General features: G+C 73.5%; 16 protein-coding genes. 9 read left to right on the forward strand and 7 right to left on the reverse strand.

Annotated elements, in window-relative coordinates; all coding sequences use genetic code 11:
- Positions 1-88 precede the first annotated feature (88 nt).
- The gene (locus tag ACFTXQ_RS08500) at positions 89-586 is read left to right on the forward strand and encodes a GNAT family N-acetyltransferase (protein WP_382637108.1); all 498 of its coding nucleotides are present in this window, start codon (positions 89-91) and stop codon (positions 584-586) included.
- Positions 587-769: 183 nt separating this feature from the next.
- Positions 770-3,523, forward strand: coding sequence for an exo-beta-D-glucosaminidase (locus tag ACFTXQ_RS08505; RefSeq protein ID WP_382637110.1), 2,754 nt, complete (start codon positions 770-772; stop codon positions 3,521-3,523).
- Between the two features lie 33 nt (positions 3,524-3,556).
- Here the strand turns inward: ACFTXQ_RS08505 and ACFTXQ_RS08510 are convergent, their stop codons facing one another.
- From ACFTXQ_RS08510 to ACFTXQ_RS08520, 3 genes are all read right to left on the reverse strand, one after another.
- Complete coding sequence (locus tag ACFTXQ_RS08510) at positions 3,557-4,255, reverse strand: ribonuclease H (protein WP_382637111.1); 699 nt, start codon at positions 4,253-4,255, stop codon at positions 3,557-3,559.
- Between the two features lie 241 nt (positions 4,256-4,496).
- Complete coding sequence (locus ACFTXQ_RS08515; protein WP_382637113.1) at positions 4,497-5,225, reverse strand: SOS response-associated peptidase; 729 nt, start codon at positions 5,223-5,225, stop codon at positions 4,497-4,499.
- 35 nt (positions 5,226-5,260) lie between these two features.
- A complete protein-coding gene (locus tag ACFTXQ_RS08520; RefSeq protein WP_382637115.1) occupies positions 5,261-5,521 on the reverse strand; it encodes a DUF6225 family protein in 261 nt (86 codons plus the stop codon).
- A 121-nt stretch (positions 5,522-5,642) separates the two neighbouring features.
- Between ACFTXQ_RS08520 and ACFTXQ_RS08525 the strand changes: the two genes are divergently transcribed.
- The 3 genes from ACFTXQ_RS08525 (at position 5,643) to ACFTXQ_RS08535 (ending at position 7,919) form a co-directional block, all read left to right on the forward strand.
- On the forward strand, positions 5,643-6,650 hold the full coding sequence (locus ACFTXQ_RS08525) for a DNA-binding protein (protein ID WP_382637117.1): 1,008 nt from the start codon (positions 5,643-5,645) through the stop codon (positions 6,648-6,650).
- A gap of 94 nt (positions 6,651-6,744) precedes the next feature.
- The gene (locus tag ACFTXQ_RS08530) at positions 6,745-7,347 is read left to right on the forward strand and encodes a TetR/AcrR family transcriptional regulator (RefSeq protein ID WP_382637118.1); all 603 of its coding nucleotides are present in this window, start codon (positions 6,745-6,747) and stop codon (positions 7,345-7,347) included.
- Positions 7,344-7,919: a TIGR03086 family metal-binding protein gene (locus ACFTXQ_RS08535; RefSeq protein WP_382637120.1), complete on the forward strand. Its 576-nt coding sequence runs from the start codon at positions 7,344-7,346 to the stop codon at positions 7,917-7,919. The genes ACFTXQ_RS08530 and ACFTXQ_RS08535 overlap by 4 nt, the downstream gene beginning before the upstream one ends.
- Here the strand turns inward: ACFTXQ_RS08535 and ACFTXQ_RS08540 are convergent, their stop codons facing one another.
- Both ACFTXQ_RS08540 and ACFTXQ_RS08545 read right to left on the reverse strand, forming a co-directional pair.
- Positions 7,920-8,957, reverse strand: coding sequence for an aromatic acid exporter family protein (locus ACFTXQ_RS08540; protein ID WP_382637122.1), 1,038 nt, complete (start codon positions 8,955-8,957; stop codon positions 7,920-7,922).
- Positions 8,958-9,106: 149 nt separating this feature from the next.
- Entirely contained in the window at positions 9,107-9,889 is a 783-nt protein-coding gene (locus ACFTXQ_RS08545; RefSeq protein WP_382637124.1) for a TioE family transcriptional regulator, read from the reverse strand.
- A 58-nt stretch (positions 9,890-9,947) separates the two neighbouring features.
- Between ACFTXQ_RS08545 and ACFTXQ_RS08550 the strand changes: the two genes are divergently transcribed.
- The 4 genes from ACFTXQ_RS08550 (at position 9,948) to ACFTXQ_RS08565 (ending at position 13,235) form a co-directional block, all read left to right on the forward strand.
- The gene (locus ACFTXQ_RS08550) at positions 9,948-11,153 is read left to right on the forward strand and encodes an erythromycin esterase family protein (RefSeq protein ID WP_382637126.1); all 1,206 of its coding nucleotides are present in this window, start codon (positions 9,948-9,950) and stop codon (positions 11,151-11,153) included.
- A gap of 50 nt (positions 11,154-11,203) precedes the next feature.
- The gene (locus tag ACFTXQ_RS08555) at positions 11,204-11,902 is read left to right on the forward strand and encodes a helix-turn-helix transcriptional regulator (RefSeq protein ID WP_382637128.1); all 699 of its coding nucleotides are present in this window, start codon (positions 11,204-11,206) and stop codon (positions 11,900-11,902) included.
- Positions 11,903-11,934: 32 nt separating this feature from the next.
- Positions 11,935-12,429 (forward strand): DUF3291 domain-containing protein, encoded by a 495-nt coding sequence (locus ACFTXQ_RS08560; RefSeq protein WP_382637129.1) that lies wholly within the window; start codon positions 11,935-11,937, stop codon positions 12,427-12,429.
- A gap of 407 nt (positions 12,430-12,836) precedes the next feature.
- Positions 12,837-13,235, forward strand: coding sequence for a YybH family protein (locus ACFTXQ_RS08565; protein ID WP_382637131.1), 399 nt, complete (start codon positions 12,837-12,839; stop codon positions 13,233-13,235).
- 4 nt (positions 13,236-13,239) lie between these two features.
- Here ACFTXQ_RS08565 and ACFTXQ_RS08570 read toward each other — a convergent pair whose 3' ends face one another.
- The gene (locus ACFTXQ_RS08570) at positions 13,240-13,467 is read right to left on the reverse strand and encodes a DUF6213 family protein (protein WP_382637133.1); all 228 of its coding nucleotides are present in this window, start codon (positions 13,465-13,467) and stop codon (positions 13,240-13,242) included.
- A 103-nt stretch (positions 13,468-13,570) separates the two neighbouring features.
- A complete protein-coding gene (locus ACFTXQ_RS08575; protein WP_382637135.1) occupies positions 13,571-14,335 on the reverse strand; it encodes an alpha/beta fold hydrolase in 765 nt (254 codons plus the stop codon).
- Positions 14,336-14,417 lie beyond the last annotated feature (82 nt).

The raw sequence follows: 14,417 nt of genomic DNA on the forward strand, positions 1-14,417 counted from the left end.
ACGAGGACACGAGCCTGCCATCCGAAGCGGGTGGCTGCCAGTGGCTTCCGCCCATGGACTCGGTCTCCCGGCCCGGTAGGGTGCTCGGATGATCGAAATTCGTCGTGCCGAACCGGGGGACGGGGACGCGCTCGGTGAGATCCACGCGGCGGCCTGGGAAGCGGCCTACGCCCCCTTCTTCGCACCGGAGTTCGCGGCGCGGGGCGTCCGGGACCGGCGCACCCGATGGCACGCGCGGATCACGGACGGCCCGGAGACGATCCTGCTCGCCGTACGCGACGGCCGCCCCGCGGCACTGACCTTCTACGGCCCGTCCCCGGCCCGGCCGGGGCTCGCCGAGATCCACAGCTTCTACGCGCACCCGGACTGCTGGGGCAGCGGAGTCGCGGCCGCGCTGATGAGCGGGACGCTGCACCGCCTGCGCACCGGGGGATTCACCGGGGCGCACCTGTGGACGCTGCGCGACACCCCCCGGTCCCGGAGCTTCTACGCCAAGTCCGGCTTCGCCGAGTGCGGCGCCGCGCGCACCCACGACTTCGGCGACGGCAACCCCCTCGCACAGGTCGAGTACGAGCGGACCTGGTAGCGGCGGCCGCGCGCCTCGCTCCGAGGGGGTGTGCCGGCGTGGCCGGCGGCCGTGTCACCAGGGAGTCTCCGTCGCGTACGGGCCCCGCCATGGGAGACTCGGCTGCGTTCCGACCGGGTTCGTCCCCGTACGACCGATTCCGCACCCGCGCGGAGGCCCGGACCCGTACCCGCGGAGGCCCGCGTGTTCCACCGGCTCGCCCTCGTCCACCGCAGGACCGCCGCCCTGGCCCTCCTCGGCCTGGTCCTCTCCCTCGCCGCCGCCGCGTCCCCCGCGGCTCCCGCCCCGCGGACGGCCCACGGGCCGCGGGCGGCGGTGACCGCCATCGCCGACGGGCCGGGCAGTGTGACGGCCCTGTCCGGCTACGCGATCCAGTCGACGGCGAAGGTCACCGACCCGGCCGCCACCGTGACCGCCCCCGGCTATGCCGCGGCCGGCTGGTATCCGGCGGGCTCCCGTTCCACCGTCCTCGCGGCGCTGCTCGCCGCGGGCGTCCATCCGGATCCCTTCTACTCCACCCGGCAGAAGCTGATCCCGGCCGCGGACTTCACCGTCCCCTGGTGGTTCCGGTCGGACTTCGTCCTCGGGGACACGACCGCCCGTACGTACCTGGACTTCAGCGGGGTCATCTCCGCCGCCGACGTCTTCGTCAACGGCCGCCAGGTCGCGGGCGCCGGCGCGGTCGCCGGCGCGTACACCCGGCACGAGTTCGACCTCACCGGCCTCGTCAAGGCGGGTACCAATACGGTCGCCTTCCGGATCCGGCCGAACGATCCGCGCGCGCACCTCACCATGGGCTGGCTCGACTGGATCCAGCCGCCACCCGACGAGAACATGGGCATCGTCCGGGACGTCACGGTGCGCCGCGGCGGGCCGGTCGCCCTGCGCGACGCGCACGTGGTGACCGGCCTGGCCATGCCGGCGATGGACTCGGCCGACCTGACCGTGAAGGCCCGGGTCCGCAACGACTCCGCTGCCACCGTCACGACGACGCTCGCCGGCACCGCGGGCCCGGCCGCCGTCAGCCGGAGCGTCACCCTGGCCCCGCACGAGACGAAGACGGTGGTCTTCTCCCCCGCCGACCATCCCGCCCTCCGGCTGGCCTCACCCCGCGTGTGGTGGCCGGCCGCCATGGGCGAGCAGCCGCTGTACGCGCTCGATCTGACCGCGACGGTGGACGGCACGCCCTCCGACACCGCCCACGCGACCTTCGGCATCCGCGACGTCCAGGCCCCGCTCAACGCCGACGGCGCCCGCCAGTACCGGATCAACGGCCGCCCGCTGCTGGTCAAGGGCGGCGGCTGGTCCCCCGACGCGTTCCTGCGCTGGGACAGCACCTATGTGGAGGACCGGCTGAAGTACGCCCTGGACCTGGGCCTGAACACCCTGCGCCTGGAAGGGCACATCGAGCCCGACGAGTTCTTCGACCTCGCCGACCGCTACGGGATCCTGACGCTCCCCGGCTGGGAGTGCTGCGACAAATGGGAAGGCGAGGTCAACGGCAGCGAGGCCGGGGAGGGTTGGGACGCCTCCGACTTCCCGGTCGCGAAGGCGTCGATGGCCGCCGAAGCGGCCCGGCTGCGCCACCACCCCAGCGTGATCTCCTTCCTGATCGGCAGCGACTTCGCACCGAACGAGGAGATCGAGCAGGGCTACGTCGAGGCACTCGAGGACGCCGACTGGACGGTCCCGGTGGTCCCCGCGGCCTCCGACGACTCCGCCCCGATCAGCGGGAGTTCGGGCATGAGGATGACCGGCCCGTACGACTGGGTCCCGCCCGGCTACTGGCACGACAAGCGGGAGGGCGGCGCCACCGGCTTCAACTCCGAGACCAGCGCGGGCCCGGACGTCCCGACCCTCGACACGCTGCGCCGCATGCTGTCCCCGGCCGAGCTGGAGACCCTGTGGAAGGAGCCCTCCGCCGCTCAGTACCACCGCTCCCCTTCGGCCACCTTCGCCACGCTCAGGCTGTACGACGCGGCGCTGGCGGGCCGGTACGGGCCCCCGACCGGCCTCGAGGACTACGTACGCAAGGCGCAGCTCGCCCAGTACGAGAACGTGCGCGCACAGTTCGAGGCGTACGCGCGCCACGCCAAGGACGCGTCCGCGCCGTCGACCGGCGTCATCTACTGGATGTTCAACAGCGGCTGGACCTCGCTCCACTGGCAGCTGCTGGACCGGTACCTCGACCAGGGCGGGGCCTACTTCGGCGCGAAGAAGGCGAACGAGCCGCTGCACGTCCAGTACGGGTACGACGACCGGACGGTGAGCGTCGTCAACAACCGGACGTCCGCGGCCTCGGGGCTGACGGTGCGGGTCACGCTCTTCACCACGGACGGCACGCAGAAGTACGACCGCACCGCGACCGGCCTGAGCGTGGCGGGCGGCGGCGCGAGCGCCACCGCGCTCACCCTCCCGGCGCCCGCGTCGGTCGCGGGCCTGTCCACCACCCACCTGGTGCGGCTGCTGCTCACCGACGCCACCGGGCGGGAGGTGAGCCGCAACGTCTACTGGCTCTCCACCAAGCCCGACGTGCTCGATTACGCGCGCACCGACTGGTACCACACGCCGACCACCGCCTACGCCGACCTCAAGGGGCTCGATTCGATGGGGCGGGCGACCGTCGCCGCGACGGCCTCGACCACGACGACGGGGGCGGCGGACGGCCCGGGAGCACCCGGGACGTCCACGACGACGGTGACGGTACGCAATACGGGCACCGGGAGCACCCCGGCCCTGCTCACCGACGTCCACCTGGTGGGGGCGCAGGACATGCCCGTCCTGCCCGTCCGGTGGAGCGACAACCAGATCACCCTGTGGCCGGGCGAGCAGGCGACGCTGACGGCCACCTACCGCACCGGAGACCTGCACGGGGCCGCGCCGCGGCTGCGGATCTCCGGCTGGAACACGCCGACGGCCACGCTCCCCGCCGGCTGACGGGCCGCGCGCGGCAGCGGCCGCGGCGGTCGCCTACGCGGGCGGGGCCGCGGGTACGGCGGCGGCGCACTCCACGTGGCCCCAGCGGCTGCCGTTCTTGGTAATCGGGTCACCGGCCGCGTACGGCTTCCCGCACGGGCAGGTTCCGGGGAACTTCGCCTTGATGGCCCGGGAGCCGCCGCCGGACGCCTTGCTCCGCGCGGCGCCGGCCTTCTGCCGCGAGGGCGCGCTGCGGGCGGGGGCCGGGCGCGGCATCTCCTCGTCGCCGTGCGCCGTGCCCGCGGCCTGCTGGGTGAGTGCGGCGTCGCTGGCGGCCTGGTCGGCGATCGCGTTCAGGTGGTCGCCGTCCTCGCGGTGGGCCGGCACGTACCGGAACGTGACGTCGCGTTCGGTGAGGAGCTCGTCGATCCGCTCGACGAGCTCCCGGTTGGCGACGGGCTGGCCCGAGGCCGTCTTCCACCCGTTGCGCTTCCAGCCGGGCAGCCACTGCGTCACGGCCTTCATCGCGTACTGGGAGTCCATCCGCACCTCGACGGGGGTACCCGGGGCGACCGCCTCCAGGAGCCGCTGGAGGGCGGTCAGCTCCCCGACGTTGTTGGTGGCCCGCCCCAGCGGGCCGGCCTCCCAGCGCTCGGGGCGCCCCTCGCCGTCAGCGATGACCCAGGCCCACGCGGCCGGCCCCGGATTCCCCTTGGCCGCTCCGTCACAGGCGGCAATGATGCGATCAGACATCCCCCGATCATGCCGCACACCATCGCCCGGCCGTTACCCGGCCGCGGGGCCTGGGCCGTCTCTTTCGGATCTTGCCGGTTAAGCCCGCGTCGTCCGGTGGCGTGCATCGCAAGGCGGAGAGGCTCCCGATTACTGGACGTACTTGGGTGCCTCTCCAACGCGGCGAGGTCGGTGCCGGGCGGCGCGGGTCTGGGGGCACCTCCCAGCGGTAGCTGGGGGAGCAAGATCCGGAAGAGACGGCCTAGGCGTCGGCCAGGAGTTCGGGGCCGTTGTTGCGGACGTTGTTGACCGCGGTGGACACGGCGCGGACGTCCAGGCGGCCTCCGGCGGGGGCCGCGAGGAGGGCGCGCAGTTCGTGCGGGTCCTCGTGGGCCGGGTCGAGCCAGGCTTCGTAGTCGGCGGGGGCGAGGGCCAGGGGCATGCGGGGGTGGATGCGGCCGGCGGTGTCGGTGGCCTCGGTGGTGATGATCGTGCAGGTGGCCCACCAGGCCGCCGGATCGTCGTCGGCGCCGACCGCGGGGTCGCGCCAGAACTCGTACAGGCCGGCCATCGCCATCACCGAGCCGTCCTCGGGGCGGATGAAGTACGGCTGCTTGTACGCCTTGGCGCCGGCGGTGGCGGGGACGGACTGCCACTCGTAGAAGCCGTCGGCGGGGAGCAGGCACCGGCGTTTGGCGAAGGCGCGCCGGAAGGCGGGTTTCTCGTGCACCGTCTCCACCCGCGCGTTGATCATCTTCGCGCCGCCGGACGGGCTCTTCGACCAGGACGGCACCAGCCCCCAGCGCAGCGGTCTCAGCCGACGCTCCAGGAGCCCGCTCTCGCGGTCCGCGCGTTCCAGTACCGCCCACACCGCGTCGGTCGGGGCGACGTTCCAGCTCGGGGGCAGCGCGTCCGCGGGCTCCGGGGGCGCCGTCCGGAACAGGCCGGACAGGTCCTCGGGGCTGCGGGTGGATGCGTAGCGACCACACATACGGCCAGCCTGCCACGTTGCGCGGGGGCGCGTCGTCAGTCGACGTCGAGGTGGTAGGCGCCGGCCCGGGCGTCGGCGAACAGCGTGAACTGCACCTCCGGCGCCGCCGGGTCCTCGTTGCCGTCCATCTCCACCGGCTCCGCGTCCACGAGGACGTATTCGCCGTATCCCTCGAAGTCCCCGGGGCCGTCCGCGACACCGATGTGGATCGGGGTCTCGTCGGGCACGTCCGCGAGGGCCTCGCGCAGGCGCGCCGCGGTCCATACCTTCGGTGCGTGATCGAACATCTCAGCCATGCGCCGAGGTTAGAACCACCGGCCACCGGAAACCCGGCACGGCGCGCCGGGACACGCGGGCGCGGCCGGCGGAGCGCCGAACTCTCTTGGAGGGGCGCGCGCCCCGCGAGATGATCACGTCATGAGTGAGATCGTCTTACCGTTCCACCGCTCCGGTGACGGGACCGGGGCCGGGCCCGCGCCGGACGTCGCCGCGATGGTGGCGGAGCTCATCCGGGTGGACGGCACGGCCGGCGCGCGCCGTGCGGCTCCGGAGGCGCTGCGGGCGGTGGGCGCCGCCCGGCGGCTGCTGCGGACGCCTGCGGGGGCGGGGGCGGCGCCGCGGGAGGCGCTCGCGGAGCTCTTCGAGGTCGCCGCCTGGATCCTCTTCGACGCCGAGCTGCACGGCGCCTCGTACGCACTCAACCGGCAGGCACTGGCCCTGGCCCGCGGGCTTCCCCCGGAGCAGCGGTCCATCGAGTGGCTGGTCCTCTCCGTGCTGAGCATGCAGCAGGCGCACCTGGGGCGGCCCGGCGAGGCGCTGCGCATCTCGTCCGCCGTGCTGGCCGGGAGGGATCTCCCGGACCGGGTGGCGGCGATCTTCCACGTACGGGAGGCGCGCGCCCATGCCCAGCTCCGGCGGAAGCGGGCGGCAGCGCGGGCGATGAGCAGGGCCCGGGAGCTGCTCGGGGACGGGTCCGCCACGGCGCGCGACCCCGCCTGGACCTGGTGGTTCGACCAGTCGGAACTGGTGGGCCACCAGGGGCTGGCGCTGGCCGACCTGGGGGATCTGGAGGGGGCGGTGTCCTGCCTGCGCGAGGCGACGGAGGCGGGCGACGCTCCCGCCTACCGCTCGCTCTTCTCCGCGGAGTTGGCGGCCGTCCACGCCCGGGCCGGTGCCTGGCGCGAGGCGGACGCGTGGCTGTCGGCCCTCGTCGAGTCGGCGCCTGCCATGGGGTCGACGCGCGCCCTGAACTCCCTCGCGCGTGCGACGCGCATCGTCGGACGCGGCCGCGGCGTCCCGCGCGGGCTGCGGGACACGAGCGGATACCTCGCCGAGGTCCTCCGGAAGGAGATCCCGCTCCGCGACCCGGCCCAACGGTTGTGGCTGCCCTCGCAGTTCGGACTCCGGCCGGATCCGTCGCCGTAGTTGACGCACCGTCACGACAGGTGCTTTCCCGCCAACTTGCGCCCTGTCTCGATCTCTGTGTTGGAGTGCTGCTCTAGAGCACTACTCTGGCGCCATGTCGGGATCCGATACCTACCAGCGCATCCTGACCTCGGCCCTCGGCTGCTTCCTCGAAAACGGAGTGCGTCGCACGACGGTGGAGCAGGTCCGAGAACGGGCGGGGGTCAGCAACGGCAGCTTCTTCCACCACTTCCGCACCAAACAGGACCTCGCCGAGGCGGTCTATCTGCACGGCTTGGAGGAACACCAGGCCGGGCTGCTGGCCGTACTGACCCCCGAGGCCGGTCTTCAGGACGGCATCGAGGGGGCCGTGCGTCGCCACCTCGCCTGGGTGGAAGCGCACCCGGAGCTGGCCGCCTTCCTCGTGGCTCCGCCGGACTGGGGCACGCCTCGCGATGCCCCGAGGATCGCGGCCTGTAGCCGGGAGTTCTTCGGAGCCGTCGGCCGATGGCTGGAGGACCGCGGCTGGGACGGCGCGCCCGAGCTGGGCGTCGTGATCGCCGTATGGATCGGACCGGCCCAGGAGTACACCCGCACCCGGCTGGTGGGCGGTTCGGGAGGCCCCCGCACCTCGGCCGTGGCCACACCGCTGGCACGGGCCGCGTGGAACGCCTTGCGGCCGCTCTTGTCGGCGAGCCCCCAGGAGGACACGGCATGAACCAGACCCATCAGGCCTTCGCCCGCTACCGGCGCGTACTCGCCGGCGTCGACGACGTCGTGGACCGGATGCCGGCACACGGCTGGAGCAGCCCCTCGCCCTGCCCGGGGTGGACGGGCCTGCACGTCCTGGGACACGTCATCGACGCCCAGCGGCAGATCACCGCTCTGCTCTGCGGCCGGGGACCGCGCGAGCCGCTCCGGGATCCGGCCGAGGCGGTCGCCGGGCAGCCGCCGGTCACCGCCTGGACCGCCGCCCACCGGTCCGTGCTGGAGGTGATGGGCGCCACCGATCCGGACCGCCGCGTCGCCTCGCACCACGGCGAGGTCACGGCGGAGTGGGTGCTGGGCACGGCCGTCATCGAACCGCTCGTACACGCCTGGGACCTCGCGCAGACCGCGGGATTCGAAACGACCCTTGACGGTGAGGCCGTCGAGGCGTGCCTGGCGGCCGTCGCCCCCTTGGCGGAGCGGTTCGCGGCGACCGGAATGTACGCGCCCGCGCTGAGCTCCTCCGCCCAGGACACGCCTCAGCAGCGGCTGCTGGCCCTGCTGGGGCGGAAGGCGGCCTGATTACGTCGGCTGGTCGAGGTCGTTGAGGACCTGGTGGAAGGGCCGGCGCAGGGCCACGGCGAGCGGGCGGGAGTCCGCGCGGGCGTAGGCGTTCAGGTAGTCCCGGGCAGCGGCCACGGCGGGCCGGGGATCCTTGCCCGTCAGGGTGTCCTCGATGGCCCGTGCGGTGAGTGCGGCCAGTTCGGGCAGTCGCTGCCCCGCCCTGGCGAGGTCCGGGGCGAGGTCCTCCCGGCCGGCGAACAACGCGACTTCCCTCGCCAGGGACGCCACGTGTGCGGTGAGCCGGTCGGCGGCGGCGATGCGCTCGGCCTGGACCCGTACGGCGTCCCGGTGCCGGCGGCGCAGCGGGTTGAACCGCATGGCACGCTCGGCTTCGCGGGCCCGCGCGGCGCCCGCGTGCACCGCTTCCACGTGGGCGTTCACGAGGGTGAGGTTGTCGCGGGCGGCGGCCGGGCCGGCGCCCAGGGCGGCCGCGGTGCCGGTGAGGGTCCGGGTCAGACGCGCACGGCAGTCGTCGGCGACGGCCGCCAGGAGGTGGCGGGGGTCGGGCGGCCACAGCAGCGGGGCGAGCAGGATCGTCACGGCCGCTCCCGCCGCGGTCTCCCATACGCGGTGCAGCGCGTATGCGTCGGGTGAGGTGCTGGCGAAGACCAGCAGCGACGACGCCGCGACCTGGATGTTCAGCGCGCCGCCGGCCCGCAGGACCATCCCGACGACCAGGCCCAGGGCGACGACGAGCGCCAGCGTGGCGGTCGAGGGGCGGAACACGTTCAGGACGGCGATCCCGATCACCACGCCCGCCACGACGCCCAGGGCCCGCTGCAGCGATGTGCCCAGCGCGGTCATCGGATCGCCGCGCAGGGCCACCAGCGGGACGACAGCCGCGTAGACCGGCGGCTGGTCGGCTCCCAGCCACAGCGCGACCTGCCAGGCGACGGCGACGGTGACCACGATGCGGGCCGCTGCGGGGCCTTCGGTCCGCGCGATGTCCCGGACCCGCCCGGCCCGTGAGGCCCGCGCGCCGGCGAGGTCGGTCATCCGCGCCCTTCGGTCAGGCGTCCGCGCTCTCCCGACAGACGCTCCGGGGTCCGCGCGGTCGTACGCCGTGGCTTCCCCGGCCACAGCGTGCAGCGGACCGGCAGCCCGATGCCGCCATTACACCGAAGGCGGCATGTCACACCCCGCGATCACGGCCTCGCGCCGCCGACGGCTCGGTCGCGCTCGCGGAGGTACGCCGCAAGTTCGGCGGCCCCGGTCAGCATCGCCCGCCCGCGGGCGGACAGCCGCCCGTGCCAGCCGCTCAGTGTGGCCTCCAGCGGCTCCAGCCCGCCGGCCGCCCGCACCTGGTCGATCAGCGGGGCGATCTGCTCCAGGAGGTAGCCGCCCCGCCTGAGCTGGTGGGCCAGCCGGGCGTCCCGTACGTCGGCCTCGTCGTAGACGCGGTACCCGGTCAGCGGGTCGCGGCGCGGGCGCACCAGCCCGGCGCGCTCCCATTTCCGCAGCGTCGCGGGCCGGATCCCGAGCTGCCCGGCCAGCGGCCCGATGAAGGTGCCGCCGGGCCCGGGGAGCGCCGCATCGCTTTCGGGCACCGCGCCGCCGACGGGTCCGGACGCCGTGGTGGCGCTCAGGTCGCGCAGGGCGCCCTCCACCGCCCGGAGCGTCCGCCGGTCGTCGAGCAGCTGGGCGTGGCTCTCGTCGATGAGGCGGAACGCCTCGTCGGCCGCGCCCCGGTTCACGGCCCGCATGATCGACGTCGCCGTCCGGTGGCCGTGGCCCGGCACCAGGGCGAGGAAAGCGTTCAGGGCCCGTGCGTGCAGCGGGGTGTAGGTGCGGTAGCCGTGGGCCGTGCGACCGGCGGCCGGGAGGATGCCGGCCTCCTCGTAGTTCCTGACGGCCTGCGTGGACAGGCCGTGCCCGCGTGCCAGGTCGACCGGCCTGAGCTGAACACCGTCTTGAAGGTTGCGCCCCATGTTCCTGCCCGGATCGCGAAAAAGTTTCAACCGAAGGTTCAACGATAGCGTTGAAGGCATGGCAACCGACATCACGGACACCGCCCACGCCGTCGAAGCCGCCGCCGTCATGCGGCTGCTCCCGGCCCGCCTGCGACTGCTCGCCCTGGGCGAGCCCACCCACGGCGAGGACGAGCTGCTCGACCTGCGCAACGAGCTCTTCCGGCAGCTCGTCGAGCAGGAGGGCTACGGGACGATCGCGATCGAGAGCGACTGCATGACGGGCCTCCTGGTGGACGACTACGTCACCGGGGGCAAGGGCACGCTCGACGAGGTCATGGAGCGCGGATTCAGCCACGGGTGGGGCGCCTCCGCGGCCAACCGCGAGCTCGTGCGCTGGATGCGCGCCCACAACGAAGGCCGGCCCCCGTCCGAGCGGCTCCGCTTCGCCGGTTTCGACGGCCCGCTGGAGATCACCGGAGCCGCGAGCCCCCGGCAGGCCCTCACCGCCCTCCACGACTACCTCGCCGAGCGGGTGGACGCGGACCTGCTCCCCTGCACGGCGCAGACGCTCGACCGCCTGCTCGGCGCCGACGACCGGTGGACCGATCCCGCCGCGATGAGGGACCCGGCCCGGTCCGTGGGGCAGTCGGCCGACGCCGGCCGGCTGCGCCTGCTCGCCGACGATCTGGCGGCGCTGCTCGACGAACAGACGCCCCACCTGGTCACGGCGACCTCCTGGGACGCCTTGGACCGCGCCCGCCTGTACGGGCGCACCGCCTCCGGCCTGCTGCGCTACCACCACTGGATGGCCGACGGCTCCCCGGGCCGCCTGGCCCGACTCGTGGGCGTGCGGGACGGGATGATGGCCCGCAACCTCCTCGCCGTGGCCGCTCGGGGCCCGGCACTCGTCCACGCCCACAACGGCCATCTCCAGCGGGAGAAGAGCTCGATGCGGATGGACGGAAAACGGCTGGAGTGGTGGAGCGCCGGTGCACTGGTCGCCGCCGAGCTCGGCGAGGAGTACGCCTTCGTGGCCACGGCCCTCGGCACGATCCGGCACCAGGGAGTGGACACCCCGCCCCCGGACACCCTGGAGGGGCTCCTGTACGCGCTCCCGGAGGACCACAGCCTCATCGACGCCCCGCGCCTGGCCACCGCCCTCGGCGACACGCGGCCCGCACCGCGCGTGTCCCCCTGGTTCGGCTACGCGCCGTTCGACCCGGCCCACCTGGCGGGCAGCGACGGCATCGTGTTCGTCAAGGACGTCCCGCGGATCCGGTGACGGGTCCCGCCCCTTCTATCTCCAACCTGCGTTGTTCCTAGACTGGCCATGTGGAGGACATCGAAGCGATCGCGGCATTGCAGGATCCGGTCCGGCGCCGCCTGTACGAGTACGTGGCGGCCCAGGGCCGTGAGGTCGGCCGCAACGAGGCCGCCGAGGCGGCCGGGGTGGCGCGCACGCTCGCCGCGCACCATCTGGACAAACTGACCGAGGCCGGGCTGCTGGAGAGCGGCAGCCGCCGCCTGACGGGACGCTCGGGGCCGGGGGCGGGCCGTCCCGCCAAGGTGTACACGCGGTCGCGGGCGGAGCGGTCCGTGTCGCTGCCCGCCCGCGACTACCGCACCGCCGCCGAGCTGCTCGCGGAGGCCGCCGAGCAGGCCGGACTGGACGCAGGGCTCTGCGCGGCCGCGCGCCGCCGGGGTGAGGCCCTGCGCGGCTCGGCGGAACCGTGCGGCGGGCTCGAAGAGGCCATGGAGATGCTGGCCGCCCGCGGCTACGAACCGCACCTGGAAGGCGTCGAGGCCGGCGAGGACGCAATGGGTACGACCGGGGCGGCAGCACCCGTCGTCCGTATGCGCAACTGCCCCTTCCATGCCGTCGCCGAACGCTTCCCGCCGCTCGTCTGCGGCATGAATCTCGCGCTCCTGGAGGGGCTGCTCGGTGTGGACGGTCCCGTCCGCGCGCGCATGGACGCCCGGCCGGGAGAGTGCTGCGTGGTGGTGGAGACTTCTAAAAACAATGATGATTGACATAGAAACGCGGGGCGTGCTGGGATAAGGCCATGACCGCAACCACGCATGCCGCCGTGCACCTCGCCCAGCTCAACGTCGCCACGCTCCGCCACCCGCTCGACGACCCGCGCATCGCGCCGTTCGTCGAGCTGCTCAATCCGGTCAACGCCGCCGCCGATGCCGCGCCCGGCTTCGTGTGGCGGCTCGTCGAGGAGGGGGCGGTCGACGCCACCGGCCTGCGGCCGGCGGGCGAGGGCGTCATCGTCACCCTCTCGGTGTGGGAGACCCGGGAAGCGCTGTGGGACTTCGCCTACCGCAGTGGGCACCTGGAGGCGATGCGGCGGCGCCGCGAATGGTTCGAACTGCACGTCGAGGCGCACTTGGTGCTCTGGTGGGTTCCGGTCGGCCACCTGCCCACCATCGACGAGGCCCTGGAGCGGCTCGCGGACCTGCGGGAGCACGGGCCGTCCCCGCGCGCGTTCACCTTCGCCTCCTCCTACACCGCCGCCGAGGCCGCCGACCTCCCGTCGGTCATGATCGAATAGCGGGGGGCCGCGGCGCCTCCGGGGGCCGCGGAGTGGCCGGCTCGCCCTCCGGACATCCGAGGACGGGACCGTGCCCGGGAACCCGCGGACCATCGGAGTCGGCGCGGGCTCCGACACCCGGCGGCCGGGGGCTGGGGGCGGCGGACACGGAAGAGGACAGGGAGCCGCCGACGGCCGCGAAGGCGGTCGCGGTGACGAGGAGGAGGAACCGGCGGGTCCGGGTGATCGTCATGAGGGTCCTTCCGTGGATCAAGGGGACTGCTCGCCTCCCCGCGCTGTCGTTCACGACTCCATTGCGCCCCACGGCCCGAGCGAGGGTCACGGCCCGGAAAGTCGGGGCTTGACACGGGGTGACCCGGCCTGCGGACATCGGCTCGTCCCGGACCGCCGCGGTGCATGCTGAAGGCATGAGCGACCGTGAGGATTTCCTGGCGTGGGTCAGGACCACCCTGTTCGAGGCGGAACGTGCGCTGCACAACGGCGACGCCGCTCCCCGCCGGGCGCTCTGGTCGCGCAACGAGCCGGTGAGCGTGCTCGGGGCGTGGCGCAACGCCCACGGCCAGGAGGAGCTCGACCGGCTCTTCGCCGATCTCGGGAGGAGCTTCTCCGACTGCACGTCGTTCACGTTCGAACTGCAGGCGTACGACGTCTCGGGCGACATGGCCTACACGGCCGGCCTCGAGCACACGTCCGCCTCCGTCGACGGACAGCCGCGGACGTACACGTTGCGGGCCACCCAGGTGTACCGACGCGAGGACGGCGAGTGGAGGGTGGCCCACCGTCACGGCGACACCGTCGCCGGCTGAGGGGTCAGATCTCCTCGCTCTGGGGCACGAAGGCGACGCAGTCGACGTCGAACTGATCGGCCAGCACGTTGATCATGCCGGCGAGGGCGAGGACGGTCTCCGGATCGAGGTCCGTCTCGTCGGTGGAGCGCAGCCACTCCGCTCCGAGGCGCCGCTGCAGGCCCGTGACCTGGGCGGACGGGGCCAGCAGTGTGCCTCCCGCAGCGGAGAGCAAGGGTGTGGATGCATTCATGGTGGCACCCCCTCCGGGGCCGTGGCACCCCCTCCGGGGCTCTGCGCCTACCCGCTGTCGGTCGGGCCATTCCCCGTGGACGGCCCTTTTCGGGCCGCACCGATCACGCGCGGCGGATGGCTGCGATCGTGGGGACCGGTTCCCGGGTGAGGAAGTCCAGGACGATGTGGTTGACCAGGTCCGGCTTCTCCTGGGTGAGGAAGTGGGAGGTGCCGGGGACGACGGCCAGCTCGGCGTGGGGCAGGGCCTCGAAGGTCGCGACCGCGTGTGCCAGGCTCATCAGGTCGTCGTCGGCGAACACCGCCAGGGTGCGGGCGGTGACGGCGGCCAGCTGCTCCGCCTCCAGCACCGGTTCCTTCGCCGCCATCTCGCCGATCTTCGTGGCGACGACCTTGAAGTGCTCCTCGCCGTCCGGCGAGACCTCGCCGTAGGCCGGGCCGAGGAACCGGGCGATCGCCTCCACGTCCCACTCCGCCCCCTCCGGCTCGGCGGAACCGGACTTGTTGAAGCCGCCGCTGATCATGACGAGCCGCTTCACCAGGTCGGGCCGCCGCATCGCGACCAGCATCGCGGTGACCGCCCCGTCGCTGTGCCCGACCAGGTCGGCCGGTTCCCCGACGACGGTCTCCAGGAAGGCGATCGTGTCGTCCGCCATCAGCTGGTAGGTGATCGGCCCGGCCACGTCCGGGGTGTGTCCGTGTCCGCGGCGCTCCGGGGTGTAGACGTGGAAGTGCTCGGCCAGCGGCCCGATGTTGGGCGCGAAGAACCGGGCGTCCACCAGGCCGCCGTGCATCAGCACCAGCGGCTCGCCCCTGCCCTCCTCCCCGTACCAGGTCTTCACCGCACCGAGCTGGACGTACGCACCCATCGCCACTTCCCCTTCAGCCGCACGGTCTCGGGGCAGCCTAGGCGAGGGAAGTGGGATGGCGTCCGCATATGAGGCGCACGGG

The organism is Streptomyces sp. NPDC057010 (assembly GCF_042673805.1).
Taxonomy (GTDB): domain Bacteria; phylum Actinomycetota; class Actinomycetes; order Streptomycetales; family Streptomycetaceae; genus Streptomyces.

What these genes read in the sequence shown, in the direction of transcription:
- ACFTXQ_RS08540 (WP_382637122.1), bottom strand. Translation starts at nt 8,957, where the DNA reads ATGACCGACCTCGCCGGCGCGCGGGCCTCACGGGCCGGGCGGGTCCGG.
- ACFTXQ_RS08560 (WP_382637129.1), top strand. Translation starts at nt 11,935, where the DNA reads ATGACCGCAACCACGCATGCCGCCGTGCACCTCGCCCAGCTCAACGTC.
- ACFTXQ_RS08565 (WP_382637131.1), top strand. Translation starts at nt 12,837, where the DNA reads ATGAGCGACCGTGAGGATTTCCTGGCGTGGGTCAGGACCACCCTGTTC.
- ACFTXQ_RS08570 (WP_382637133.1), bottom strand. Translation starts at nt 13,467, where the DNA reads ATGAATGCATCCACACCCTTGCTCTCCGCTGCGGGAGGCACACTGCTG.
- ACFTXQ_RS08525 (WP_382637117.1), top strand. Translation starts at nt 5,643, where the DNA reads ATGAGTGAGATCGTCTTACCGTTCCACCGCTCCGGTGACGGGACCGGG.
- ACFTXQ_RS08520 (WP_382637115.1), bottom strand. Translation starts at nt 5,521, where the DNA reads ATGGCTGAGATGTTCGATCACGCACCGAAGGTATGGACCGCGGCGCGC.
- ACFTXQ_RS08515 (WP_382637113.1), bottom strand. Translation starts at nt 5,225, where the DNA reads ATGTGTGGTCGCTACGCATCCACCCGCAGCCCCGAGGACCTGTCCGGC.
- ACFTXQ_RS08530 (WP_382637118.1), top strand. Translation starts at nt 6,745, where the DNA reads ATGTCGGGATCCGATACCTACCAGCGCATCCTGACCTCGGCCCTCGGC.
- ACFTXQ_RS08510 (WP_382637111.1), bottom strand. Translation starts at nt 4,255, where the DNA reads ATGTCTGATCGCATCATTGCCGCCTGTGACGGAGCGGCCAAGGGGAAT.
- ACFTXQ_RS08575 (WP_382637135.1), bottom strand. Translation starts at nt 14,335, where the DNA reads ATGGGTGCGTACGTCCAGCTCGGTGCGGTGAAGACCTGGTACGGGGAG.
- ACFTXQ_RS08550 (WP_382637126.1), top strand. Translation starts at nt 9,948, where the DNA reads ATGGCAACCGACATCACGGACACCGCCCACGCCGTCGAAGCCGCCGCC.
- ACFTXQ_RS08500 (WP_382637108.1), top strand. Translation starts at nt 89, where the DNA reads ATGATCGAAATTCGTCGTGCCGAACCGGGGGACGGGGACGCGCTCGGT.
- ACFTXQ_RS08545 (WP_382637124.1), bottom strand. Translation starts at nt 9,889, where the DNA reads ATGGGGCGCAACCTTCAAGACGGTGTTCAGCTCAGGCCGGTCGACCTG.
- ACFTXQ_RS08535 (WP_382637120.1), top strand. Translation starts at nt 7,344, where the DNA reads ATGAACCAGACCCATCAGGCCTTCGCCCGCTACCGGCGCGTACTCGCC.